The organism is Rhodococcus sp. IEGM 1306 (genome assembly GCF_036541985.1).
Classification (GTDB): domain Bacteria; phylum Actinomycetota; class Actinomycetes; order Mycobacteriales; family Mycobacteriaceae; genus Rhodococcus_F; species Rhodococcus_F qingshengii.
The window spans coordinates 61,055-84,329 of record NZ_JAZHFF010000015.1; the positions used below are offsets into that span (position 1 = coordinate 61,055).

Genomic DNA, 23,275 nt, shown 5'->3' on the forward strand with positions numbered 1-23,275 from the left:
ACAGTGAAACTTGCGACCGTCGAATACGAAAAGACTCAGCAGACGGCTCTGGTGACGGGCAGCGGCGAGCAACTGTTGTTACTCGAGCGAGCTCATCATGATGTGACGGGAAAACCGGCTCCAGAACTGGAAACCATGCAAACCATCATCGAAGGTGGTCCGGCGGCACGGGAGACCCTGGATCGGCTCGCAGACGAGCCGCCGGCAAGTGCAATCGTCGACGCAGGTGATGTGCGCTGGATGTCGCCGCTTCCTCAGCCGGTCCAGATCCGAGACTTCGGCTGCTTCATGGATCACTTCCGCAACGCTCGCGCCCGAATTCAAGGGGTCGCACTCGAGGACGTCGAACTGCCGAAGATCCAGTTGGAGCGCCCGCTGTATTACATAGCGAACCGATTGGCGGTGACCGGACACAAATCTGACGTCGTGTGGCCCGAGTACTCGAGCCTGCGCGATTACGAACTCGAATTCGCCTGTGTGCTGGGGCGCGGTGGAACCGACATCTCACGCGCGGATGCCCCTGCGCATATCTTCGGTTACACCATCTTCAACGATTTCAGCGCCCGCGATACTCAGCTCGAGGAGATCTCCACCGGACTCGGTCTCAGTAAGAGCAAGGACTTTTCGAACGCGAATGTCCTCGGGCCCTGGATCGTGACGGCCGACGAAGTCGGTGACCCCTACCAACTCGAGATGACCGCGAGAATCAACGGAGACGAGGTGAGCCGAGGAACCAGCGCCGACATGGACCATCGTTTCGAGGACGTGATTTCGTTCGCTTCGACTTCCACGCGGCTGTACCCGGGTGAAGTCTTCTGTTCCGGCACCGTGCCGAGTGGATGCGGCTTGGAGCACGGGCGGTTCCTGGAACCGGGAGACGTAGTCGAACTCGAGGTCACCGGCCTCGGTGTATTGAGGAATCGAGTGGTGGCGTGAGCGGCGAAGTCATGGTTCTCGGTGTCGGCGCGACTCTCTTCGGGCGGCACGCGGATACCGCGGCCTCGGAATTGGCGGGGCGTGCGGCGATCGATGCCGTCGAAGACGCGGGCCTGACCCGCGGTGACGTCGGTGCGGTCTTCTACGCGACAGTCAGCCAGAAGGCGATCGACCGGCAGCACATGATCCCAGGCCAGATTGCCTTGAGGCCATACGGTTTCGGGGGAGTCCCGGTCGTCAATGTCGAAAATGCCTGCGCCGGCGGCGCGACTGCACTCTGGCTGGCGATCGCCCACGTTCGCGCCGGTCTGTCCGAGGTCGCGTTGGCGGTCGGGGTGGACAAGCTGGTGTGCTCGGATCCGGCTCGAAGTCTGGAGGTGTTCGACGGTGCACTCGACGTTGCGCATCGCGACGAGACGCTCGCGGGCCTTGCTTCGCTGTCCGCTCCGCTGCCGGATGCACTCGGATCGCAGGGTGAGCGGTCGGTGTTCATGGAGATCTACGCTTCTCTTGCCCGGGCGCACATGGAGAGATTCGGAACCACCGAGTTCGAGCTCGCGTCCGTAGCAGCCAAAAATCATGCGCATTCCGTGCACAATCCGCGGTCGCACTTTCGCAAACTCTTCAGCGTCGAAGAGGTGCTTGCCGCAAGGCGAGTCGCGTGGCCTCTGACAGTTCCGATGTGCTCGCCCGTCAGTGACGGTGCAGCGGCGGTCATTGTGACCAGTGCGGACTTTGCTCGAAGGCACGATTCCTCTCGGCGGGCGGCGCAGGTACTCGGTTGCAGCTTGGTGTCAGGCACGGATCGGACCGCAGATGACGTGGAGAGTCACATCGGTCGCCGTGCAGCAATGAGCGCATACGAGGAAGCCGGAGTCGGGCCAGGCGATGTGGATGTGGCAGAGGTCCACGACGCCACGGCCTTCGGTGAAGTGCAGCAGGTCGAGAATCTGGGGTTCTGCCCGATCGGTGAGGGCGGCGCGTGGTCGGCGTCCGGTGCGAGTTCGTTGGGAGGCGTGCGTCCGGTCAATCCGTCAGGTGGGCTCGAGTCCCGTGGTCATCCGGTCTCGGCAACGGGACTGGCGCAGGTCTTCGAACTTGTCACGCAGTTGCGTGGACAAGCAGGGCGGCGACAAGTTCCGGGTGCTCGAATCGCGGTCGCAGAGAACGGCGGAGGTCTCTACGGCATCGAGGAAGCCGTCGCCGCGGTCACGATCTTGGGAGGGCCACGATGAACGCGGACATCATGAACGATGAACCGATGGCGCCAGGCTTGCAGGTGCAAGCGGGATATGCGGATCTGATTCTGTCGGCGCTGCGACGCCGACCAGACCACATCGCGTTTCGATTCACGGATCGGAACGGTGATCGGGCCGAGCTGACATATTGGCAGACTGCGGAACAGATCGAGCGGATTGCAGGTGTCCTCAGTAGCTTCGCTCTGCCGGACGGAGCCGGGGTCGCCCTGCTTGCGGGGCCGTGTCCTGAAGCATTCACGGTCATGGCCGCGGCGTGTCTGGCGGGCGTGCGCTACACGGCACTCCATCCGCTCGCGACCGAAGAGAACGACAGGATGGTGCTGAAAGACAGTGGTACCGATCTCCTGTTGGTTGCCGACGGACAGTTCCAGGTACGCGCCGAAGCGGCACAGACTCGAGTGATGTCACTGTCAGCCCTCGAATCAGCGTGTGAATTGGGTACGGCGGGAATAGGTTCAGGCTTAGGCGGTCAGGGTCGAGCTTTGTATCTCTTCTACACCGGTGGAACCACCGGTGAGCCGAAAGGCGTCATGCTCAGGGACCGATCCTTGGTCGCCAATGCCTGGGCCTGCACCACGTGGGAGTGGCCGGCTGAAACCACCATGCTGCTCACTACGCCGATGTCTCATGCTGCCGGTCTGCTCGTCGCACCCGGTCTGCTGCGAGGTGCAAGCTTCGAGTTGCACAGGTCGTTCGACCCGGACAGAGTTGTCGACGCCATCGAAAATGGCGGAGTCACAGCTACATTCGTGGTTCCCACGATGCTCTATGCCTTACTCGACCATCCACGCCTGTCGGATGCGAATCTGTCTGGGCTGAACTGGATGCTTTACGGTGCTGCACCCATCGACCCCACCAGGCTCGAGCAGGCAGGGGCGGTGTTCGGGCCGATCCTGAGCCAGCATTACGGTCAGGCCGAAGCCCCGAATGCGTTGACGGTACTCGATACACGTGAGCACACGGACGATCCCGCAGTTTTGGGGAGTTGTGGGCGCGCGATGCCAGGTGTCGAGGTGGTGTTGCTTGACGAGCAGGGAAACGAGACGGCGACGGGCGTACCCGGCGAGCTTTGTGTGCGAGGTCCGCTCGTGATGGACGGCTATTGGAACAAACCTGAACAAACCGCTGCAGCGCTCGCGAATGGGTGGTTGCACACCGGCGACGTTGCTCGAATCGACGAAAGTGGGCTCATCTCGATCGTCGACCGCATCAAAGACACGATCATCAGTGGTGGATTCAACGTCTACCCGCGCGAAGTCGAGGACTCACTCGGACATCATCCCGCGGTGGCAGCATGTGCGGTATTCGGTGTCCCCGATTCTCAATGGGGAGAAGCTGTTACCGCCGCAGTCGTACTGAAGACGGGATGGTCGGTCACACCCGATCAACTCATCGCGCACGTGAGATCGCACAAGGGTCCGATCTGGGCGCCCAAGGAGATTTCGATTCTGGAAGCGCTGCCGCTCACTGCTTTGGGGAAGATCGACAAGAAGGCACTCCGTGGCGCGTCACCGACCTAGTGACGCGACAACTGCCCGTGCGAGGGCGTCGGCAGATCCAGGGGCGAATGGCAGAAAGAGTTCGGGCTCGATCAGTTCCACTTCCATGAGCAGTGGCTGATCCACCGGACCCACGACGTCCACACGCGCATAAAGCAATTCGCCGGGGCCGCATGGGGTCGCGGCCAGTGCTGCGTCGGCCACCGCGAGTTCGGCGGCGGACGGTTCGTGGAGGTGGTTGGTTCCGCCGTGAAATTCCTGCACGCGGAAGTCGTGGGCGGCCGGGATCTTCCGGACAGCGTGTGAGTAGCGTCCGCCGATGTGGATGATCGAGCGCTCACCGTCGACGACGTCCGAGACGAATGGCTGGACCAACGCGTCGTTACCGCCGTCGAGGATCGAGCTGAGGTGAGCGTGGGCCTGCTCGGACCCGGCGGCAAACTTTCCCACTCCGACAGCGCCGGCGGACACTGCCGGCTTGACGATGACGTCGGCACCCTCGAACGAAGGGAGGGTGAGTGTTTCGCTCTTTCCGGCAGCGATCACAGCGGTGGGGACGATGGGGACGCCGGCCGCGGCAAGTTCGGTGAGGTATCCCTTGTGTGCGTTCCACTTCACGATCGAGAGTGGATTGGCGATCGGAGCGGTCAGCTGATCGAGAACGGCGAGAAATTCGTCGAGGCGCTGGGTGTAGTCCCAGGTCGACCGGATCAGAACCAGGTCGGCGTCGATATCGAGGAGGGACGGGCTCGACCACGGCGCCATCGTCGACGCGATGCCGTAGGAGGTGAGAGCTTCCATGACGAGTTTGCTTTCGACATCCGCCTCGCGGGCGGCGCCGTCACAGGTGAGCAGGAGAACCGTGGTCATGCCACGATGCTTTCACGGCTGGCGCCTTCTAAGACTAGCGAGGTGGCCCCTCGTCGAGGACCAGCGAACCGGTCCCGGGTTGCCCGGTTGCGTCCACCCACGTCACCGCGACGGTGTCGCCGGGGCGGCGCGAGCTCATCGCCGCGTTGAGATCAGCGGACGACGCGATCCGGCTGCCACCGAACTCGGTGATGACCGCACCTTTGGTCAGCCCCACCCGCTCGGCCGGCGAATCGAAGCTCACGGCAACAACTTCGGCGCCGGCCGGCATGTCCGCGTGATCCTTCACCGCGACACCGAGTACGGGTGTCGGTCCCACACGCACGTTCTCGGAGGAGCGGCCACCGAGTACCTGCTCGACGATCGGTAGTGCGGTGTCGATCGGTATCGCGTAGGACTGAGGCGCCGGTGAGGTTTCGGTGCGGTCGGTGACGGCGTTGCCCGCGCTGCTGACGCCGATCAGCTCGCCAATGGCGTTGACCAGGGGGCCACCGGAATCGCCAGGCCGGATGTCCGCGTCGACCTCGATGAGGCCCTTCAACTGGTTTCGCGATCCGTCGGACACGTTGCGGGTGTTGACGGTGACACCGAGGTTGGTGATGACGCCGGGAGCCGGGACGGGTACTCCGCCGCCTTCCGCATTTCCGATTGCGGTGACGGAGTCCCCGCGAGCGGCTTCTGCTGATTTGCCGACCACAGCCACCGGCAGATCGTCAGCGCCCGCGAGTCGAAGGACGGCAAGATCGCTGACGCTGTCGTACCCGAGGATCTCGGCGTCGTAGATCAGCCCGTTGGACATGCTGACGGCGGTGACGTCCGAGGCTCCGCTGATGACGTGGTGATTCGTGAGCACCACTCCGTCAGGGGAGAGCACGATCCCGGTCCCAGCAGTGGTGGTGAATCCGGCCGGCGCCGTGATGGTGACGATGGTGGGGACCACTCGGGCCGAGAGCTCCTCCGGGGTGAGCGGAACAACCGGCGATGGTGGGGTGGTCGTGATGACGGTGACCGGTGCGGACTCGATCGTTCCCGGAGTCAGGGGCGGTGCGACCAGCGCGAGACCACCGAGGCCGGCTGCGAGAACGACGGCCGTCCACAGGCCGCGTCTGCTCGCACGTTTGGTCATCCAGCCGTCCGTCCCGCCGGTGTCATGCCATCGAGTCGTGAAAGGTGAAGATTACCGATTCGGCGAATCTTCGGCCACAAAACCGGGCAACATGCCGTCCGCGCGGAGCGTCGCCAGGGACGGCGCGGCAGCGTCCTTTGCGGAGAGCTCGTAGGTCAGAGGGTTGCCCTTACGGTCTGTTCTCGGCCATTCGATCGCGAGTTCCGGATCGAAGGGATCGAGGTCGCGGTCCAGGTGGGGGGAGTATTCGACGCTGCACAGGTACATCACTGTCGATCCGTGTTCGAGTGAAAGGATCGCGTGGCCGAGGCCTTCCGCAAGGAACACCGCTCGTCGATCGACGTCGTCGATCACCACTGCATCCCACTCGCCGAAGGTCGGTGATCCGACGCGCAGGTCTACGACAACGTCGAGGAAGGCACCTTTCACGCAGGTGATGTACTTCGCCTGTCCGGGCGGATTGTCGGTGAAGTGGATCCCGCGGAGGCTACCGGCTTCGGAAACCGAGCAGTTGGCCTGCGCGAGGTCGAGAGTGCGGCCGGTCGCGGCGGTGAAGGCGGAGCTTTTGAACCATTCGAGAAAGACACCGCGGTTGTCGCCGAACTGCTTCGGTGTAATTTCCCAAGCTCCGGCGATCTTCAGTGGACGGATTTCCACGTCACCATTCCTTGCCGTGCTCGAGCAGCTCGAGTAGGTAGTTGCCGTACCCGGATTTGCCCAATGCTTCTGCCTGAGTGCGTAATTGGTTGGAGCTGATGAATCCTTGACGCCACGCGACCTCTTCAGGTGAACCGATCTTGAGGCCTTGGCGGTGTTCGATGGTCCGCACGTAGTTCGCTGCCTCGAGCAGGGAATCGGGTGTGCCGGTGTCGAGCCACGCGGTTCCGCGGGGGAGGACGTCGACAGAGAGTTTGCCAGCTTCGAGATAGTGCTGATTGATGTCGCTGATTTCGTATTCGCCACGCGCAGAGGGCTTCAGCGTGCGTGCGATGGCCACGACGTCGCTGTCGTAGAAGTAGAGGCCGGGGACTGCGTAATTGGATTTCGGTGACGTCGGTTTTTCCTCGATGGACACTGCTCGACCCGAGTCGTCGAATTCGACGACGCCGTAGGCGGTCGGATTCGAGACCCAGTAAGCGAATACGGCTCCGCCGTCGATGTCGGAGAAACGCCTGAGTTGGGTTCCGAGGCCGGGGCCGTAGAAGATGTTGTCGCCGAGGACGAGCGCCACGGAGTCGGATCCGATGTGCTCTGCGCCGAGTGTGAATGCCGTTGCGAGGCCGTTGGGTTCGTGCTGGATCGCGTACGTGAGATTCACACCGAATTGTGAGCCGTCGCCGAGAACTCGTCGGAATTGCTCGGCGTCGTGTGGGGTCGTGATGATCAAGATGTCGCGAATGTCCGCGAGCATGAGAGTGGAGAGCGGGTAGTAGATCATCGGCTTGTCGTAGACGGGCAAGAGTTGCTTGCTCACTCCGAGGGTGATCGGGTGCAACCGCGACCCGGTGCCACCGGCCAGAATGATTCCGCGCATGCGTGCAGTGTCCTGCACTCCTGCCCGCCGATGCAAACGGGACATGGCGAATTCTGCCGCTAAAGTGGGAGTTCGTTCGATGAGCCTGAGGAGATGAAGTGCGACTACTGGTCACCGGGGGTGCCGGCTTCATCGGTGCCAATTTCGTTCATCAGACGGTGGCGACGGGTCCCGACGTGGAAGTCACGGTTCTCGACGCTCTGACCTACGCCGGAAATCGCGAGTCCCTGGCGTCCGTCGAGGACCGGATCACGTTTGTTCACGGCGACGTGGCCGACGAGCCGCTGGTCGACGATCTTGTCTCGCGCTCCGACGCAGTCGTGCACTTCGCGGCCGAAAGCCACAACGACAATTCCCTCGCCGACCCCGAACCGTTTCTGCGCACCAACGTCATGGGCACCTTCTCGCTCCTGCAGGCAGTGCGTTCGCACGGGGTCCGTTATCACCACATTTCGACCGACGAGGTGTACGGCGACCTCGAACTGGATGATCCGGCGAAGTTCACGGAGACGACACCGTACAACCCGTCGAGTCCGTACTCGGCGTCCAAGGCGTCGAGTGATCTGTTCGTGCGTGCCTGGGTGCGCTCGTTCGGGATCGCGGCGACCATCTCGAACTGCTCCAACAATTACGGCCCGTACCAGCATGTGGAGAAGTTCATCCCACGCCAGATCACCAATCTGCTCGACGGGGTGCGTCCGCGGTTGTACGGGGAAGGTCGCAACGTCCGCGACTGGATTCACGTCGAGGACCACAACCGCGCCGTCTGGGACATCCTGGACCGCGGAAAGTCCGGCGAGACGTATCTGATCGGCGCCGACGGTGAAACCGACAACCGGACGGTGATTGCGGCTCTGCTCGAAATTTTCGGACGCAAGCCGGACGATTTCGACTTCGTCACCGACCGCCCTGGTCACGATCTGCGGTATGCGATCGATTCGACGCGACTGCAGCAGGAACTTGGGTGGAAGCCGCAGTACCGCGATTTTCGAAGCGGACTGGAAGCCACCGTCGAGTGGTATCGCGATAACGAGCAGTGGTGGCGTCCGCAGAAGGCCGGCGTCGAGGCAACGTATTCAGCCGGAGAATCCGTCGTCCGCTGAACCACCGGCTGCCGCGGTTGATACCCTCGAGCCCGATACGTGCTCAGATGTAGCTACATCAACAACGGTAGGGATCAGTAGATGAACGAGGCCTCCGCGGATACGCCGGTCGCAAATGACACGGCTGTGCTTGACGAGGTAATGGTCGAGCATCCACACGGGGATCGTTTTCTGGTCCAGCGTGGCATCTTCCGATCGATGTCCCCCAAGGTGCCAGAGGCAATGTATGTGGTCACCAAGGGTGATGCGCTCGTCGATCGGCATTCTCTGACATTGGGCGAAGCGGCGACCGCGAGCACCAACACGTATTTCGGACGATTTGCTGCCAGTTTCTGGCAGCGGTGGACGCGTGTGAGTTCGGTGCGGATTCAGCTGAGCTACGTCGGCGACGGCGGGCTCGACGTCAGCCTGCGTGCATCGGATGTGCGCGGACGCAAGAGGACGATTTCACTTCACTCGGTCGCCGGATCGGGTGAACTCTCGATTGATGCGCCGCTCGCTCATTTCGTCGACGGCGGGGCGATGTGGTTGGAATTCGTCGCGACCAAAGGTTCCGTTGTCGTTTCCGGCGTGTCATGGACTGTCTCGGCCCCAGAGTTCATACGCCCGGCGGCTGTTGTCATCTGCACTTTCAATCGCGCCGACGACTGTGTCGAAACCGTTGCGACCATGGCGTCCGATGCGGGTGCGATGACCGGTATCGACGCCGTCTGTGTGGTCGATCAGGGCACAGATCAGGTTCAATCCAGGGATCGTTTCAAGACTGTCGCGCACGATCTCGGCAAGAAGTTGATTTATCTGACGCAGCCGAATCTTGGTGGCGCGGGCGGTTTCTCGCGTGGAATGCTCGAAATCACTTCCTCGTCAGGTTCTGAGCACGCCAACGTCATCCTCATGGACGACGACATTCTTTGCGAGCCCGAATCGGTGCTCAGGATGAATGCATTCGCAAATATGACGGTCGAGCCGGCAATCGTCGGGGCTCAGATGTTGTCACTGAACAATCCGACGATGTTGCATGTCAGTGCGGAGCGAGAGGTTCTCGACGAGCTCAAGGCCGGGGTCCTGACTCCTGGCGCGATGATGGGCGTCGACCTGTTGAAGAAGAAGCAGGAGATGCGCTTCGATGCGGGCTGGAATGGTTGGTGGACTTGCCTGTTGCCGGCCGAGATCATCTCCGAGCTGGGCTTGCCGATACCGCTTTTCTTCCAGTGGGATGACATCGAGTACGGAATCCGAGCGCGCTTCGCCGGCCACCCGACGATAACTCTGCCCAATGCCGGTGTCTGGCACGCGGATTTCCATCTGAAGGATTACGACGACTGGTCCCGGTACTTCAGCATTCGAAATGGGTTGATCGTTTCTTCGATCTACGGCCCGTTCGACGGTAAGGTGATCTCGAAGTTCTTGTTACGCAAGATTACTCAGCTCATTGTAGGAATGCAGTACGGGTTGGCGGCAACATTCGTCAAGGCGGCTGAGGATTTCCTGCAGGGGCCTGACTTCCTCAACGACGGCGGGCAATCTGCTCTTGTCGACGTTCGTGCTCTACGTGACGAATACCCTGAAACGAAAATGCAGCCGGCCTCGGCAGTCGGTGCGGAGTCCGATCCACATACGCAGATGACCGTGTGGGAGTTCGAGCCCGACGAGAACCGCGAGGGTCTGGTGCTTCTCAAGCGCGTAGTTCAACAGTGGACTGGGCGTGTCGACCGTCGACCGGTAACGGTTCCTGCGATCTTCGGCGACTGGTGGCATGTGTCGTTGTTCGAAAATGCCGCTGTCACGGACGCGTCGCAGAACGGCGTCCGCGTCCGTCGGCGCAACAAGAAGCAGGCTACCGAGTTGGCCAAGCGCGCGGCCAAAGTCTGTTGGGAGCTGCGTAAGCGCGCACCTGAGATGAAGAAGGCGTACTCGGACGCCATGCCGCGCCTCACGAGCGCCGAGAACTGGACGCGCTTGTACGGAAACAAGATCGGATAGCTTGTGGCCCTCCCGCTGGGGCAGAGATTGGCCCAGTGGCGCTTGCCGGCTCTACTGGGGCTCGCGGCTACCGTCGTGGGTGTCGCGTGGTCCGGTCGTCCGTCGTTCTGGTGGGACGAAGCGGCGACGGTCTCGATGGCGGACCGATCGCTTCGTTCGACGCTGGCAACCCTCGGACACGTGGATGCGGTCCATGGGCTCTATTACGTGCTGATCCACTGGTGGTTTCAGGTTTTCGGGGTATCGGAATTCTCTGCGCGAGCGCCGAGTGCGCTGGCAGTCGGAATCGCGACGGCAGCGTTGGTAGCGCTGGCGCGGATGTTCGGGGGTACCAGACTCGGCGTTATCGTCGGCGTCACTTTCATGGTGCTTCCCCGAGTTACCTGGGCAGCCACCGAGGCACGCTCGTATGCAATGGTGTTGGCATTGTCCACGGTCACAATGCTGGTGCTCGTGTGTTCGCTGCGAACGTCGAAGCGCGCGTGGTGGATCCTGTACGGCGTGTTGGCAGCTGTCTCTGTAGCACTGTTTCTCTACAGCGCCGTGCTGCTGCTGGTACACGCTGTCATCGTGGTGTTCGGGGCCAAGGTGATTCCGGACGCCGATTCGAAGCGGAATCGTTTCAAAGGGTTGTGCTTTGTCGGTGCTTCCGCGTCCGCGGTCCTGCTTGTGTCCCCGCTGATCGCCCTGTCGCTCGGACAATCGAGGCAAGTCAGTTGGATACCACCGTTGGATCGGCATATTTTCACGACGATCGCCGTTGACCAATGGTTCCTTTCGAGTCCGTTGTTTGCTGTCGTGGCGGGGATCATCGTGCTCTCAGGGATTGCGGGCTATTTCTTCGCACCCAGTCGGTGGACTGTCGGGGATCGCAGTGCGTCGACTGTCGCACTGGTGTGGATTCTGGTCCCGATGGCGCTGTTTCTCGTGTATTCGGTCGTCCTGGGAAACATCTACGTCGATCGGTACGTCATATTCACTGCGCCCGGTGTGGCCTTGCTGCTGGGTGTCATGATCAGCCGCCTGACGTCGAGCTGGGTCCTGGCCTCGGCGGCGGTGATACTTCTTGCTGCGGCGTCTCTACCTGCATACGTCAGCCAGCGAGAGCCGTGGGGAAAATCGGGTGGGATGGACTACAGTACGGCTGCGGATTTTCTGAAAGCCAATGGGAATGCGGGCGATTGCGTCGCGTTCCAGCCGGTGGTGTCCTGGGCGCCGAGTTCGTTGCATGCTGTCGCCGAGGCACGGCCTGACTCGATCAAAGGTTTGCGAGATATCGGCCTCGAGCATGATGCGAACTCGATCGACGAGCTGTGGGATTCCGAATATTCAGTGGACGAGACGGCCGAGCGGGCACAGGGCTGCCAGACCGTGTGGGTCGTCACCGACGGTGAGCGTCAGAGCTATGAGGCAATACTTCATACGGCCAATGTCGTGTGGAATTTCGAGCCTTTCCATTTCATCGACACGGAACTGTTCACACAACTTTCAGTGCGAGGGTTCGTTGTCGAAACAGCGACACCGCTGCACCACTTGCAGATCGTGCAGATGGTTCCTTCCACACGCAGGTGACTATACCCAGTACGCGACGCGTGAACGGTAGTTGCGCATGGCCAGAAGTGCCAGGCCCCACCCCACGACGGTGACGGCGAGCACGATGACCCAGTGGTACAGCTGCTGGTCCCCGCCGAGGAGCGGCGTTCGCACGATGTCGAGGAAGTGATACAGGGGATTGAGCTCCGCGATTCGTGCTCGTTCAGCGTTGGCTGTTCCTTGCAGTGACTTCTCGGTCCAAATGATGGGAGTCATGAAGAACAAGAGTTGAACGACGCTCGCGAGCAACGGGCCGATGTCACGGTACCGAGTGGAGAGGATGCCGAAAACCAGGGAAACCCACACTGCGTTGATCGCGATCAACGCCAAAGCAGGAATGAACGAAAGATCCGTCCAGGAAAGCTGTTTCGGGAACACGATCAAAATGACGATGTAGATCACGAAGTTGTGGGCGAAGAGAATCAACTGGCGCCAGACCAGCCGATACACGTGAACGCTCAACGGCGTGGGTAGCTGTTTGATCAGTCCCTCGTTGGAAATGAAGACTTCGGCGCCCTCGAGGATGGCACCGGAGATCATGTTCCACACGATGAAGCCAAGAGTGACGTACGGGAGGAATTCCGCGACGTCCAGATTGAACAATGACGAGTAGAGGATGCCCATCGCGACTGCAGTGGTGCCAGTGGCGATCGTGATCCAGAACGGTCCGAGGATGGATCGTCGGTAGCGCTGCTTGATGTCCTGCCACCCGAGATGGAACCACAGTTCTCGATGGCCGAGACCCTCGCGCAGATCCTGGATTGCTCGGGCGAACGTGCGGGACGCCGGCGCTATGGGGGCCTTGTCGGCAAGGGTTGGGGCAGACACAGCCGCCAAGCCTACTCGGTCGCCGAGCGGGCTCGATCAGATGCGAGAGAAGCGTTCGGATCTACCCAGCTTGCGTAACCTCATCCACTCGCGCAGCCCGGAGACGTCACGCCTGGTGATGAGGAAGTACCAACCGAATCGCACCCATTCCTGTGGAAGGAGCCGTCGCATCCCGGGTTGCGAGAGTAAATAGCCACGGTTGCGATAGGTGTAGAAACGCTTGGTCTCGTTGTCCGGGTACTGCGTGTGCATACGGCCGCCGAGAATGGGTTTGAATTCGTCGGCGCCGTCGGGGTGCAGGTACACAGTCTGTAGGCATGTGCCGAACCGAAGTCCGGAACGGATCAGTCGGCGATGGACCTCCACCTCGTCGCCACGGACGAAGAGCCGCAAATCGGGAACGCCAACGGTCTCGATCGCTTCCGCGGTGAACAGCGCACCGTTGAAGAGGGACGCGATTCCCGGGAGAAGATCACCTTCACCCAGCTCGCTACGTCGTCGACGCCATTCGACCCCACGGCGTAGCGGGAAGGCCAGCTTGTCAGGTTCGGAGATGTCGCACACGACGGGAGATACTTCCGCCAGGTTGTGACGAATTGCGCAATCGAGAAGCGTCGAAAGTACCTCGGGCCCCTCGGGGCGGCCGTCGTCGTCGGCAAGCCAGACTCGGTCTGCACCGAGCGACAATGCCAGCAACATTCCGAGGGCGAAACCACCGGCGCCGCCGAGATTGTGTGCCGACCCTATGTACGTGGTGGGGATCGAGCAGTCGTCCACGAGCGCGCGGACATCGGATTCGTCGGCATTGTCGACGACGACGAGATGGTCGAGTGGGCGCGTCTGGGTTGTGAGTACTTTCAGGGACGAAGCGAGAAGTTCACGACGCCGATGGGTGACAACGACGCCGATTATCCGCTCAGGCATCGTCCGAGCTCGCTTCAGCAATCGCCGATGCCGCGGCGTCTTCGCGTTCCATTTCGCGAATCACATGAGCGACGTGGTCGCCGGCATCGTTGCCCTCGTACGCGCGGACGATTTCTTCGATTCCCCCGGACTGTCTGACAGTTCCGTGATCGATCCACATCGCGCGGTCGCACAGTTGCGCCAGAAATTCGTTCGAGTGGCTCGCGAAAACCAAGATTCCAGATCGTTTGACGAGGTCTTGGAGACGGGTTCGCGCCTTCTTCATGAATTCTGCGTCGACGGCACCGATGCCTTCGTCGAGGAGCAGGATCTCCGGATCGATGCTGGTCACCACACCGAGTGCCACTCGGACCCGCATTCCGGTCGAGTAGGTGCGAAGCGGCATCGAGAGGTAGTCGCCCAACTCGGTGAAGTCTGCGATCTCATCCATTTTCGCGAGCATCTGCTTACGGGTCATTCCGAGGAACATTCCGCGGATGATGATGTTCTCGTATCCCGAGATCTCGGGATCCATACCCACCCCAAGATCGAAGACAGGGGCTACGCGGCCACGAATTGCGGCTGATCCGCGAGTCGGCTCGTAGATCCCGGACAACAGTCGGAGCAATGTGGATTTGCCTGCACCGTTGTGGCCGACGAGTCCGATTCGGTCGCCCTCCTTCAGGGACAACGTCACGTCCCGCAAAGCTTCGACGACAACGACGTCGGAATCGTTTCGTCCGATTGCGCCACCTGCACGACCGAGGAACGCCTTTTTCAGCGAACGCGATTTCGCGTCGAAGATCGGGAAGTCGACACACGCTCCGCGTGTTTCGATGCTGACGTTCTCGGTCATTCTGCTCCTTGCATCCGGTGGAGCGCCTGGTTGGGCGGGCTCCCCGGTTCGGCGTCGCCGGGATTGAATCCGCTCAGTTCGCGGAGTCGGGCACGAGCACCGAGCCTACCGGGGCGCAACACCGTGAAGACTTCAGCTGGGGACGCAGCGCTGCTCGTTACAGATACTGGCCGGTTCCTGGGCTCTGTTGGTCCGGATGTGCCGGCGAATGCGGAGCCCCGATGCTCATGCCGGGAGGCAGTGCGCCCTGACGCATCTGTTCGAGCTGAGCGCGCGCTGCCATCTGCTGCGCGAACAGTGCGGTCTGAATTCCGTGAAACAGTCCTTCGAGCCAGCCGACGAGTTGGGCCTGCGCGATTCGCAGTTCGGCGTCCGAGGGAATGGAGTCGTCGGTGAACGGGAGGCTCAGTCGCTCGAGTTCTTCACGGAGTTCGGGTGCCAGGCCTTGTTCCAGTTCTCGGATGGACGAGGTGTGGATGTCCTTGAGGCGCTTGCGGCTGGCGTCGTCGAGCGGCGCGGCGCGCACTTCTTCCAAGAGCTGTTTGATCATCGTGCCGATTCGCATGACCTTCGCCGGCTGCTCGACCATCTCGGCGACGGACTCGGCTTCGGATTCCGCGCCTTCGGTGGTGCCGGAGGTGGCGGCCTCTGCCTCGGCCACCGGCATCGCGACGGGTCGACCGTCGGGTCCGATAACGAGTACCTGCTCTTTGTCGGGGTTCGTCATGCTTCCATCTTGTCGTGTGTGGGCGACAAACGCCGCGTAACCCCCAAAAAGTTAGCTATCGAATAACTGTACTGACGGGTAATTGGGTGACTGCCTTCGACTAAGCGGGCGTCTGCACCTAGAGTGTCGAGCATGGCTTACGACGTTGCCCGCGTACGGGGGTTGATTCCCTCACTCGGTGACGGCTGGATCCACCTCGATCCGCAGGCCGGAATGCAGATCCCGGACGCCGTCTCGCGGACGGTCTCCACCGCGTTCCGTGCCTCTGCATCTTCTTCCTCCGGTCGCCACGTCTCGAACCGTCGTAGTGCTGCCATTCTCGAGAGTGCGCGCACCGCGGTCGCCGATCTGGTCGGCGGAGATCCTGCGGGAGTCGTTCTCGGATCAGACCGAGCGGTGTTGTTGGCTTGGCTCGCCGAGTCGCTCAGTTCGCGGTTGGGCCTCGGAACCGGTCTCGTGCTCTCGCGCCTCGACGAAGAGGCGAACGTCGCGCCCTGGCTTCGTGTGGCCAGTCGCTACGGCGCTCAGGTGCGATGGGCAGAGGTCGAAATCGAAACGTGTGAGCTCCCGAGTTGGCAGTTCAACGATCTCATCACCTCGACCACTCGATTGGTGGCCTTGACGGCCGCATCACCGGTCGTCGGTTCGGCTCCGAACGTCCGCGCCGCAGCTGATCGTCTGCACGAATTCGGCGGACTGATGGTGGTCGACGCCGTCGGTGCAGCGCCATATGCGCATGTGGACATGGCTGATCTCGGGGCGGACATCGTTGCCGTCAGCGCGCCGTCGTGGGGCGGTCCACAGGTGGGCGCACTCGTCTTCCGCGATCCCGGACTGCTCGACCGAATTCCGGCCGTGTCGCTCAACCCGTACGCGCGTGGCGCCGAGCGACTCGAGGTGGGCGGTCATCAGTTCGCGCTGCTGTCCGGTCTCACGTCGTCGATCGATTTCCTGGCCGGGTTGGACGAATCGGCAACGGGAACCAGGCGTGAGCGCCTCGAAACCTCGATCAGCTCGCTACAGGACTATCAGGACGGTCTGTTCGATCACCTCATGCGTTCTCTCGCAGCCCTGCCCAACGTGATGGTGATCGGCGGCGCACCCACGCGGGTGCCGACGCTCAGTTTCACACTCGAGGGGATGGCGGCAGACAAGGTCGCGGCGCACCTGGCCGACAAGCGCATCGCGACGGTAAGCGGTACGCATGGTGGTTCCAGGCTGCTCGACGCCCTCGGTGTCAACGACGAAGGCGGCGCGGTCACCGTCGGCCTTGCGCCGTACACGACGCGGTACGAGATCAATCAGCTGGTCGCCGAACTCGGCGCCCTGGGCTGATCGATCCCGCTCGGCTCACTTCACGGTGAGGATGACCTTGCCTACGGTTTCCGGCGAATCCAGCAACTGATGGGCTAATGGCGCCTCGGTGATCGGAAGTTCGGTCGACACGATCGGTTGAACCGATCCGTCTGCGATCAACGGCCACAACTTCGCGCGGACGTCGGCGACGATGTCCGCTTTACCGCCGGGGCCGGTGAGCGGACGCCCACGCAGGCCCGTCGACGTGATGTTTCCGCGCTTTCCCATCAGCTTGGCGATGTCGACCTCGCCCTTGCGGCCACCCTGCATTCCGATGATCACGACGTGGCCGTCCATGGCGAGTGCGTCGACGTTGCGCCCGAGGTACGACGCTCCCATGTTGTCCAGAACCACGTCGGCGCCGTGGTTGTCGGTGGCTTCGGCGAGTGATGCTACGAAGTCGCTGTCGCGATAGTTGATGAGAATATCCGCGCCCAATTCGCGGCAGCGGTTCAATTTGTCCTCCGAACCCGCGGTAACTGCGACGCGGGCGCCGAGGGCTTTGCCGACCTGGATGGCGTGGGTGCCGATTCCGCCGCCACCGCCATGGACGAGTAGTACCTGTCCGCGTCGTAGTCCGCCGCGCATCACGACGTTGGACCACACTGTGCACGCAACTTCCGGCAGTGACGCTGCGACACGGAGATCGACGCCAGCGGGAACGGGGAGAAGTTGTGTTGCCGGGACCGCAACCTTCTCGGCATAGCCACCGCCGGCCAGCAGTGCGCAGACTTCGTCGCCGACGGACCAACCGGTGACGTCTTCGCCGAGTTCGGTGATCACACCCGAGCATTCGAGGCCGAGAATGTCACTCGCGCCGGGCGGCGGCGGGTAGAAGCCTTGACGTTGGAGCAGGTCGGCGCGGTTGACTGCGGTCGCGGCGACCTCGACGAGTACGTGCCCGCGAGGTAGTTCAGGATCGGGCTGCTGCGCCCATTTCATGACCTCGGGACCGCCGGGCTGATCGATCGTTATGGCGTACATGGATACGACGCTAGCGAATCTCCCCGCTGACGGGTGTTTTGCCGCTACCGTCGCGGACGTGACTTACTTCGGGAACATGCAGAACGAGATTTATCTGACGGGACTGAGCGGCGCGAAGCCGGCTTTGCCGATGACTGCGGCAGGCTTGGAAGATGCCGCGCGCGAGCAACTCTCACCGGAGGCCTTCGGGTACATCGCCGGTAGCGCGTCGACCGAACGAACCGCGGTGTCGAATCTGCGGGCGTTCGACAAGCATGCGATCGTGCCGCGGATGTTGCGGGGGACTGCGGCGCCCGACGCGCGTGATCTGAGCGTCGAGGTGTTGGGGACGCGGTTGGCTGCACCGATCCTGACGGCTCCGGTGGGCGTGCTCGGCTTGGTCCACGACGACGCCGAGGTTGCGGTCGGTTCGGTCACCGCCGAGTTGGGGATCGGATCGATTCTCTCGACGGCGGCATCCTCGACCATCGAAGACGTAGCGGCGGCCTCCGGCGAGAACTGGTGGTACCAGCTGTACTGGCCGGCCGACGACGAGCTTGCCGAGTCGTTTGTCCGTCGAGCGGAGACGGCGGGCGCGAAGGCTATCGTCCTGACTGCCGACACTCCCGGTATGGGTTGGCGTCCAAGGGATCTCGAACTCGGTCACCTTCCGTTCCTGCAGGCGAAGGGTATTGCCAACTACCTGTCGGATCCGGTGTTCCGCGCAAAACTGGCCACGCCTCCCGAGGAGAGCGCAGAAGCGCTGCAGATCGCGGTTCTCACGTGGGTGTCGTTGTTCGGCAATCATGCGGTGCGGATTGCCGATATCGCGAAACTTCGCCAGTGGACGACACTTCCGATCGCAGTGAAGGGAATTGTCCATCCCGACGACGCACGTGAGGCCGTCGCGGCCGGCGCCAACGGCATTGTCGTGAGCAACCATGGTGGGCGTCAGGTTGACGGGTCGATTTCGGCACTCGATGCTCTCGGTCCCGTCGCTGATGCGGTGGGGCATGAGGTGAACATCCTGATGGACTCCGGAATTCGTTGTGGCGCAGACGTAATCAAGGCTCTGGCCTTGGGTGCCGACGCAGTGCTGTACGGGCGGCCGTGGGTGTACGGGTTGGGATTGGCCGGAGCGGACGGAGTGCGTCATGCATTGCGCAGTCTCCTGGCCGACCTGGATCTCACCATGGGGCTGGCGGGGCTGGCATCGGTCGCCGAAATCGATTCCTCGATCCTCATGTCCAATTCGTGACTTTAGGGTGAGTCTTACTGTGACGGGCGGACACAGGTCTAAACTTGGAACCTGTGACAGCTGAAGCGACAACCGAGGAGACATCGCAGGCGGCGCACGGTGAGACACCGTGGCTGACGCCATGCGAGATGCGTGCATGGCGCGGCTACATGGACGGTAATCAGCGCCTCATGGAGGTTCTCAACCGCGAACTGCAGGATTCACACGACCTGTCGTTGGCCGATTACCGCATTTTGGTCATGCTCTCGGAGTCAGCTGACGGGTCGTTGCGGATGAGTGACCTGGCAGACGGCGTGCTGTCTTCGCGGAGTCGCCTCACGCACCAGATCAGGCGGATGGAATCTCAGGGCATCGTCGTGCGAGACACCTGCGTCGAAGATGGTCGCGGCGTGCTCGCGCGGATCACGGAAGAGGGTAGGCGTCGCCTCGCCGAGGCAGCGCCTACTCACGTGGCCGGGGTGCGGAACAATCTGGTCGATCTGCTGACTCCCCAGGAACTGGACGTGCTGGCAGACGTCTTCGAGAAGGTCGACAAAGCCATCGGCGAGCGCTGACTTCTGGAGCCGTTTTCGCGGTCCGTGGGAACACCCGATAGGATCGCCCACGGAAGCGTGGCAGAGCGGCCGAATGCACTCGCCTTGAAAGCGAGCGTGGCGTTAAACCCACCGGGGGTTCAAATCCCTCCGCTTCCGCCAAATGTTCGTTGTTCAAACCCAGCCCGCGCGAAAGCGTGGGCTGGGTTTTTTCGTGCCCTACGAAGCGCAGGAGCGTCGAGGAGTCGGATGTGTAGCAATCTTTGCCGCCCTGGGGTCGCCGGGTGAAGCAATGGCTTCGCCACTTCGGTGCTACGTCCGATGTTGCGGCAATCTGCCGGTTCTCGTTGTGCTGTGGTGAACGATCAGCCATTGCGGCGCTCGGCGACGAGAGTTCCAGGTGATCGCATCGTGCGGCTGGTGGTCAATTCGATTCCCTCCTTGGCTAGATGGGCTCGTGGTTTACGCGGCCTCCTTGCGCTTGGTGTCCGAATGAGCTGCGCGCCACCAATTAACTGTTGACCGTTCAATAAGTTTGCGTGGCCATATCGCCAGAGACCACGTTGCATTCAATCTGCTGAAATGCTCCGGATCGTGCCTTGTTTGCACGTTTGCTCGACTGTCACCAATGGGCGGATGGTCCAAGTTTGGTGTCGTTCGCCACATTGGGACCTAAGTCCCATTCCCTGCTCTGAGCCCTGTCGATATGTATCTGTTACCGGAAGTTCACCGCAAGTCTCCGATAGTTGGTCGCGGGAGCCTGTTGATAAAACGGAACGCTTGGTACTGTCCGGTAACTTGCATTTAGTTAGTGTTCAGCTACCGAATTGGTTGCTGGTCCGCGACGTAGGAGTTACTCATGGCAACCGAATTGAAAGCACGAACATCTCGCCGTCGATCGAGGGCCGCGGTAGGGCTCGCGGCGTGTGCGGTTGCCGCGCTGTCGTCGGGTGTGGTCTTCGCAGGGAGCGCATCGGCAACGCCGACGGCGTTGGCGGACAAGTTCGCGAGCACTGTCACCGATGACGGTTGGTCGTTGGATCTTGCCGCCACGAAACTGTCGGCGAACCCGTTGCCGAATCTGGCGACGACGGCGTTCACTCGTGAGGGGTTCGTGTCGGCGAAGGTGACCGGCACGATCGGTGGTGCGGGTGATTCGGCGGTGAAGACCGGTTATGTCGAGCAGGGGTTGCAGATTGGCTGCCAGATCGATGTTTCCTCCGGACTTGGCTTGGGGCTTGGTTTTTCGCTCGGTCCGTCTGTCGGTGTGAGTATTTCGGGTGTCCCGTCGGCGAACGTGGGTGTGAATGCGTCGGTGAATCCGAGTATTCAGTCGACGATTGCGCCGGGCACGATCACGACGATTCCGTTGGGGAAGAAGGATCTCGAGTCGTCGAAGGCGTCGATCACGGCAGAGAACGTGCACGTGAAGGTTGATGCGTGCATGGGGCCGGTGACGATTCGCTCGTATGCACAACTCTCGGTGTCGACGGCGACGTCGGACAACACGTTGTTCGTGTACTCCGATCCCACCTGGCTCTGACCCGCGCAGCCGTCGTCAGCGCTGCTGGCGACTATTCCCGATCCGCCCAGTCCAGGGGTGGTTACTCATCACGCCCACAAAGGAGAAATCATGAAGATTCGTACCTTGGCCACTGCCGGAACCCTCACCGCGGGTATCGCCCTGTTCGGTGTTCTCGGCGCCGGCGTGGCATCTGCTGCAACTCCGATCGTCGAACCTGAGCAGGGTCGGATCGGTCTGTCGCTCTCGAATGCGGAAACCGCGGCGTTGGCGGCGAGCCCGATCCCGGACGCCATCTCCGACATCGTTCCAGGCTCGCAGCGGTGGATTGAGCTCGCACCGGGCTCGGCGCTCACCGTCGGCCCCGATGGCAAGCTCAGCGCCCCCGACCGCGTAGTGATAGGCGAAGCCGCTGCCCATGCTGGTGGCTACGTCGATGTCTACCTGGCTGATCCGAACAACCCGGCCAACGCCGGGTACGTCACCCTGACCTACCAGTACTGGAACTGATGCCGCGCCCAGCACCGGCGACCCGTTTTCCCCGCTCTCCCTTCCCATTTGGAGTTCCAGTCATGACCGTCAACAACGCCGAACGCCGCAGTGTCCAAACGGAACCCGCTGCCGTCGATAGGAAAGACGTTGCAGACGTTGATGACTGGGATCCGGACAGTGAACTCGGTCCACTCTCCAAGGCTGTGATCGCTACGGCAGTTGGACTGGGGTTGCTGATCGCGGCATTCGCGGTGATCGGGAAGCTCGCCGGCTGGGCGAACGACTACGGGACGATCCTGGTTTACCTGGCGTTCTTCTTGTGGATGTCGATCTCCGGACGGTTGTTCTGGTGGGGCGCAGACAAACTCATCGCGCTACTCCGAACGAAGAAGAGTGACAATCGTGGTGCGCGCCGGTGAAGTCCGGTAGACGACTTCGCCGGACTCTCGCGGGAGTGCTTGCCGCCGGGGCGCTGTTGACCGGAGCGGCCGGAGCGATCGGTGCGGGAATTGCACTCTCCGCCGCTCCGGCGAACGCGACGCCGGAAGAAGACTGCGCGGCGGTGCGGGCACGTGATCATCAGATCTACCTGAATCTCATTGCGTCGCTGCCACCTGGCGCGCCCATCCCGCCAGAGATCATCAACCCGTGCCTGAGCGCGCCGTCCACGACGTCGACAGCTGCGCCGACGACCACTGTCGGGCTCCCCGGTGTGCAGGCTCCAGGCGGTGGCCCGAATGTCGGGGCCAATGCTCCGACGAACTTTCCCACCTACAACGGCACCCCCATCGTCCCTGTGCCGACGATCGAGGTTCCGCCCGTTACTTCCGAGTCCCCGGCCTCGGAAACTGGTGTCGGTGCATTCCCCAATGCATCGGCATCAGCGGTTCCCTCACCCACACCCACCCCGGGTGAGGGAACCACCACCGATCGTGGTCCCGGACCGATCCCCGCGGATTCGGATTCGAATATCGCACCGGCCCAAACGGTTCCGGACCCGGCAGCAGATGTTTCCACCGCCGGGGAGGACTCGGGCCGTGACCGGTATCTCGAACTCGCCCTGATCGGCGCTGCGGCGTTCACCGCTGCGGGTATCGGAGTGCGCGGGCGGCCGGGACCTTTCAGCCCCCGCACGCCCGAATCAGTACTCTCCCAGGCGGTCGGGACTGTCGTGTCGCCGTTGACTGCGTACGCACCTGGCGGGCAGTCCTCGTTGCGGGTGTTCGATCCGATCACCGGCGGAAGCCGGTTCTTCTTCCTGATCCACGACGAAACGTCGTCGCACGAATCCGTGATTCCGGTGACGGTGCCGCCCGGCGGTCACATGAGTGTCAACCCCGATGGCACGGTCACCGTCTTCGACGCCGACGGGAATCCGGTCTCGACAATCGATGCCCCGTGGGCGTACGACGCCAACGGCACTCCTGTTCCGACGCACTACGAGATCCGGGACGGGCAACTCGTCCAGGTCGTCGACACCGCGGGCATAGAGAACCTGCTGTACCCGATCCTCGCCGACCCGGAGCTGACACCGGAAGAACGTGCTGCGCTCGAAGCGCAGGCGAACTTCATCGGCCCGATGACCCCGGAGGGCGAACAAGCACGCAGGGACGCACAAAACGTCCTCGCCGCCACCCCCCCGGAGCCGGCAGATTCAGGCCTCGAGCAGCTCATGCTCGGTGACCCTAACTCCGAGGTCTCCGAACCACCGATCACCGAAACAGGAACCGGAAACCCTGTCGGCGACGCAATACTCGCCAATCAAACCCAGGAGCCGATCACTTCGAACATCGGCGGGCAGGACTACACCACAGAACCTGCGGACCCGGCAGATTCAGACCTCGGCCATCTCATGTCCGGTGACCCTAACTCCGAGGTCTCCGAACCACCGATCACCGAAACAGGAACCGGAAACCCTGTCGGCGACGCAATAC

Annotated in this window: 21 protein-coding genes, 1 tRNA gene and 1 pseudogene; 14 read left to right on the top strand and 9 right to left on the bottom strand. The window is 62.0% G+C overall.

The annotated features are described in order from the left end of the window. The first annotated feature begins 3 nt into the window (after nucleotides 1-3). From V3587_RS27940 to V3587_RS27950, 3 genes are read left to right on the top strand one after another with little or no spacing between them, the layout of a single operon-like run. Nucleotides 4-936, top strand: a complete 933-nt coding sequence (locus tag V3587_RS27940; protein WP_030535808.1) for a fumarylacetoacetate hydrolase family protein — start codon at nucleotides 4-6, stop codon at nucleotides 934-936. After that, a complete protein-coding gene (locus tag V3587_RS27945) occupies nucleotides 933-2,171 on the top strand; it encodes a thiolase family protein (RefSeq protein ID WP_030535807.1) in 1,239 nt (412 codons plus the stop codon). Before V3587_RS27940 ends, V3587_RS27945 begins: the two co-directional genes overlap by 4 nt. Beyond that, entirely contained in the window at nucleotides 2,168-3,715 is a 1,548-nt protein-coding gene (locus tag V3587_RS27950) for an AMP-binding protein (protein WP_058038043.1), read from the top strand. Before V3587_RS27945 ends, V3587_RS27950 begins: the two co-directional genes overlap by 4 nt. On the opposite strand, the gene V3587_RS27955 is transcribed toward V3587_RS27950, so the two are convergent. From V3587_RS27955 to rfbA, 4 genes are read right to left on the bottom strand one after another with little or no spacing between them, the layout of a single operon-like run. Continuing rightward, on the bottom strand, nucleotides 3,704-4,564 hold the full coding sequence (locus tag V3587_RS27955) for an ATP-grasp domain-containing protein (protein ID WP_256520252.1): 861 nt from the start codon (nucleotides 4,562-4,564) through the stop codon (nucleotides 3,704-3,706). The two genes, V3587_RS27950 and V3587_RS27955, sit on opposite strands and share 12 nt — an antisense overlap. Nucleotides 4,565-4,598: 34 nt before the next feature. Beyond that, nucleotides 4,599-5,690 carry a S1C family serine protease gene (locus V3587_RS27960; RefSeq protein WP_030535804.1) on the bottom strand — a complete coding sequence of 364 codons (1,092 nt, stop codon included), beginning with the start codon at nucleotides 5,688-5,690 and terminating at the stop codon, nucleotides 4,599-4,601. Between the two features lie 51 nt (nucleotides 5,691-5,741). Then, complete coding sequence (locus V3587_RS27965) at nucleotides 5,742-6,347, bottom strand: dTDP-4-dehydrorhamnose 3,5-epimerase family protein (protein WP_151097587.1); 606 nt, start codon at nucleotides 6,345-6,347, stop codon at nucleotides 5,742-5,744. 1 nt (nucleotide 6,348) lies between these two features. After that, nucleotides 6,349-7,224, bottom strand: coding sequence for a glucose-1-phosphate thymidylyltransferase RfbA (gene rfbA / locus V3587_RS27970; protein WP_283377499.1), 876 nt, complete (start codon nucleotides 7,222-7,224; stop codon nucleotides 6,349-6,351). 98 nt (nucleotides 7,225-7,322) lie between these two features. On the opposite strand from rfbA, the gene rfbB reads away from it, so the two are divergent. The 3 genes from rfbB to V3587_RS27985 all read left to right on the top strand — a co-directional run bounded on the left by rfbB (nucleotide 7,323) and on the right by V3587_RS27985 (nucleotide 11,882). Continuing rightward, nucleotides 7,323-8,327 (top strand): dTDP-glucose 4,6-dehydratase, encoded by a 1,005-nt coding sequence (gene rfbB, locus V3587_RS27975; RefSeq protein ID WP_283377498.1) that lies wholly within the window; start codon nucleotides 7,323-7,325, stop codon nucleotides 8,325-8,327. 81 nt (nucleotides 8,328-8,408) lie between these two features. Then, entirely contained in the window at nucleotides 8,409-10,310 is a 1,902-nt protein-coding gene (locus tag V3587_RS27980) for a glycosyltransferase (protein WP_003943859.1), read from the top strand. Between the two features lie 3 nt (nucleotides 10,311-10,313). Continuing rightward, nucleotides 10,314-11,882 (top strand): glycosyltransferase family 39 protein, encoded by a 1,569-nt coding sequence (locus V3587_RS27985; protein WP_269611758.1) that lies wholly within the window; start codon nucleotides 10,314-10,316, stop codon nucleotides 11,880-11,882. Here V3587_RS27985 and wzm read toward each other — a convergent pair whose 3' ends face one another. The 4 genes from wzm to V3587_RS28005 form a co-directional block, all read right to left on the bottom strand. After that, complete coding sequence (wzm, locus tag V3587_RS27990) at nucleotides 11,883-12,731, bottom strand: galactan export ABC transporter permease subunit Wzm/RfbD (RefSeq protein WP_003943943.1); 849 nt, start codon at nucleotides 12,729-12,731, stop codon at nucleotides 11,883-11,885. A gap of 36 nt (nucleotides 12,732-12,767) precedes the next feature. Then, nucleotides 12,768-13,655, bottom strand: a complete 888-nt coding sequence (gene glfT1, locus V3587_RS27995; RefSeq protein ID WP_042447644.1) for a galactofuranosyltransferase GlfT1 — start codon at nucleotides 13,653-13,655, stop codon at nucleotides 12,768-12,770. Continuing rightward, a complete protein-coding gene (wzt, locus tag V3587_RS28000) occupies nucleotides 13,648-14,490 on the bottom strand; it encodes a galactan export ABC transporter ATP-binding subunit Wzt/RfbE (protein ID WP_003943818.1) in 843 nt (280 codons plus the stop codon). The genes glfT1 and wzt overlap by 8 nt, the downstream gene beginning before the upstream one ends. A gap of 157 nt (nucleotides 14,491-14,647) precedes the next feature. Further along, nucleotides 14,648-15,217 (bottom strand): bacterial proteasome activator family protein, encoded by a 570-nt coding sequence (locus V3587_RS28005; protein WP_007731772.1) that lies wholly within the window; start codon nucleotides 15,215-15,217, stop codon nucleotides 14,648-14,650. 132 nt (nucleotides 15,218-15,349) lie between these two features. Here V3587_RS28005 and V3587_RS28010 point away from each other — a divergent pair, with 132 nt between their 5' ends. Beyond that, nucleotides 15,350-16,552: a cysteine desulfurase-like protein gene (locus tag V3587_RS28010; RefSeq protein WP_007731767.1), complete on the top strand. Its 1,203-nt coding sequence runs from the start codon at nucleotides 15,350-15,352 to the stop codon at nucleotides 16,550-16,552. A gap of 15 nt (nucleotides 16,553-16,567) precedes the next feature. On the opposite strand, the gene V3587_RS28015 is transcribed toward V3587_RS28010, so the two are convergent. Beyond that, nucleotides 16,568-17,557 carry an NAD(P)H-quinone oxidoreductase gene (locus V3587_RS28015; RefSeq protein ID WP_007731765.1) on the bottom strand — a complete coding sequence of 330 codons (990 nt, stop codon included), beginning with the start codon at nucleotides 17,555-17,557 and terminating at the stop codon, nucleotides 16,568-16,570. On the opposite strand from V3587_RS28015, the gene V3587_RS28020 reads away from it, so the two are divergent. The 7 genes and pseudogenes from V3587_RS28020 to V3587_RS28050 all read left to right on the top strand — a co-directional run. Then, nucleotides 17,556-18,794, top strand: a complete 1,239-nt coding sequence (locus tag V3587_RS28020; protein WP_283377497.1) for an alpha-hydroxy-acid oxidizing protein — start codon at nucleotides 17,556-17,558, stop codon at nucleotides 18,792-18,794. The genes V3587_RS28015 and V3587_RS28020 overlap by 2 nt on opposite strands. A 128-nt stretch (nucleotides 18,795-18,922) precedes the next feature. Then, entirely contained in the window at nucleotides 18,923-19,348 is a 426-nt protein-coding gene (locus V3587_RS28025; protein ID WP_020968140.1) for a MarR family winged helix-turn-helix transcriptional regulator, read from the top strand. A 51-nt stretch (nucleotides 19,349-19,399) separates the two neighbouring features. Continuing rightward, a tRNA-Ser gene (locus V3587_RS28030) sits at nucleotides 19,400-19,489 on the top strand. 697 nt (nucleotides 19,490-20,186) lie between these two features. Next, nucleotides 20,187-20,870 (top strand): MspA family porin, encoded by a 684-nt coding sequence (locus tag V3587_RS28035; protein WP_283377496.1) that lies wholly within the window; start codon nucleotides 20,187-20,189, stop codon nucleotides 20,868-20,870. 90 nt (nucleotides 20,871-20,960) lie between these two features. Then, entirely contained in the window at nucleotides 20,961-21,359 is a 399-nt protein-coding gene (locus V3587_RS28040; protein ID WP_003943955.1) for a hypothetical protein, read from the top strand. Between the two features lie 62 nt (nucleotides 21,360-21,421). Beyond that, nucleotides 21,422-21,760 carry a hypothetical protein gene (locus tag V3587_RS28045; RefSeq protein ID WP_058227052.1) on the top strand — a complete coding sequence of 113 codons (339 nt, stop codon included), beginning with the start codon at nucleotides 21,422-21,424 and terminating at the stop codon, nucleotides 21,758-21,760. Further along, nucleotides 21,757-23,275, top strand: a pseudogene (locus V3587_RS28050) (hypothetical protein); the annotation flags it as partial. The gene V3587_RS28045 and the pseudogene V3587_RS28050, both read left to right, overlap by 4 nt.

Coding starts and splice junctions, on each gene's coding strand:
- V3587_RS27950 (WP_058038043.1), top strand. CDS start 2,168: ATGAACGCGGACATCATGAACGATGAACCGATGGCGCCAGGCTTGCAG.
- V3587_RS27955 (WP_256520252.1), bottom strand. CDS start 4,564: ATGACCACGGTTCTCCTGCTCACCTGTGACGGCGCCGCCCGCGAGGCG.
- V3587_RS27960 (WP_030535804.1), bottom strand. CDS start 5,690: ATGACCAAACGTGCGAGCAGACGCGGCCTGTGGACGGCCGTCGTTCTC.
- rfbA (WP_283377499.1), bottom strand. CDS start 7,224: ATGCGCGGAATCATTCTGGCCGGTGGCACCGGGTCGCGGTTGCACCCG.
- V3587_RS27980 (WP_003943859.1), top strand. CDS start 8,409: ATGAACGAGGCCTCCGCGGATACGCCGGTCGCAAATGACACGGCTGTG.
- glfT1 (WP_042447644.1), bottom strand. CDS start 13,655: ATGCCTGAGCGGATAATCGGCGTCGTTGTCACCCATCGGCGTCGTGAA.
- wzt (WP_003943818.1), bottom strand. CDS start 14,490: ATGACCGAGAACGTCAGCATCGAAACACGCGGAGCGTGTGTCGACTTC.
- V3587_RS28005 (WP_007731772.1), bottom strand. CDS start 15,217: ATGACGAACCCCGACAAAGAGCAGGTACTCGTTATCGGACCCGACGGT.
- V3587_RS28010 (WP_007731767.1), top strand. CDS start 15,350: ATGGCTTACGACGTTGCCCGCGTACGGGGGTTGATTCCCTCACTCGGT.
- V3587_RS28020 (WP_283377497.1), top strand. CDS start 17,556: ATGGATACGACGCTAGCGAATCTCCCCGCTGACGGGTGTTTTGCCGCT.
- V3587_RS28015 (WP_007731765.1), bottom strand. CDS start 17,557: ATGTACGCCATAACGATCGATCAGCCCGGCGGTCCCGAGGTCATGAAA.
- V3587_RS28025 (WP_020968140.1), top strand. CDS start 18,923: ATGCGTGCATGGCGCGGCTACATGGACGGTAATCAGCGCCTCATGGAG.
- V3587_RS28035 (WP_283377496.1), top strand. CDS start 20,187: ATGGCAACCGAATTGAAAGCACGAACATCTCGCCGTCGATCGAGGGCC.
- V3587_RS28040 (WP_003943955.1), top strand. CDS start 20,961: ATGAAGATTCGTACCTTGGCCACTGCCGGAACCCTCACCGCGGGTATC.
- V3587_RS28045 (WP_058227052.1), top strand. CDS start 21,422: ATGACCGTCAACAACGCCGAACGCCGCAGTGTCCAAACGGAACCCGCT.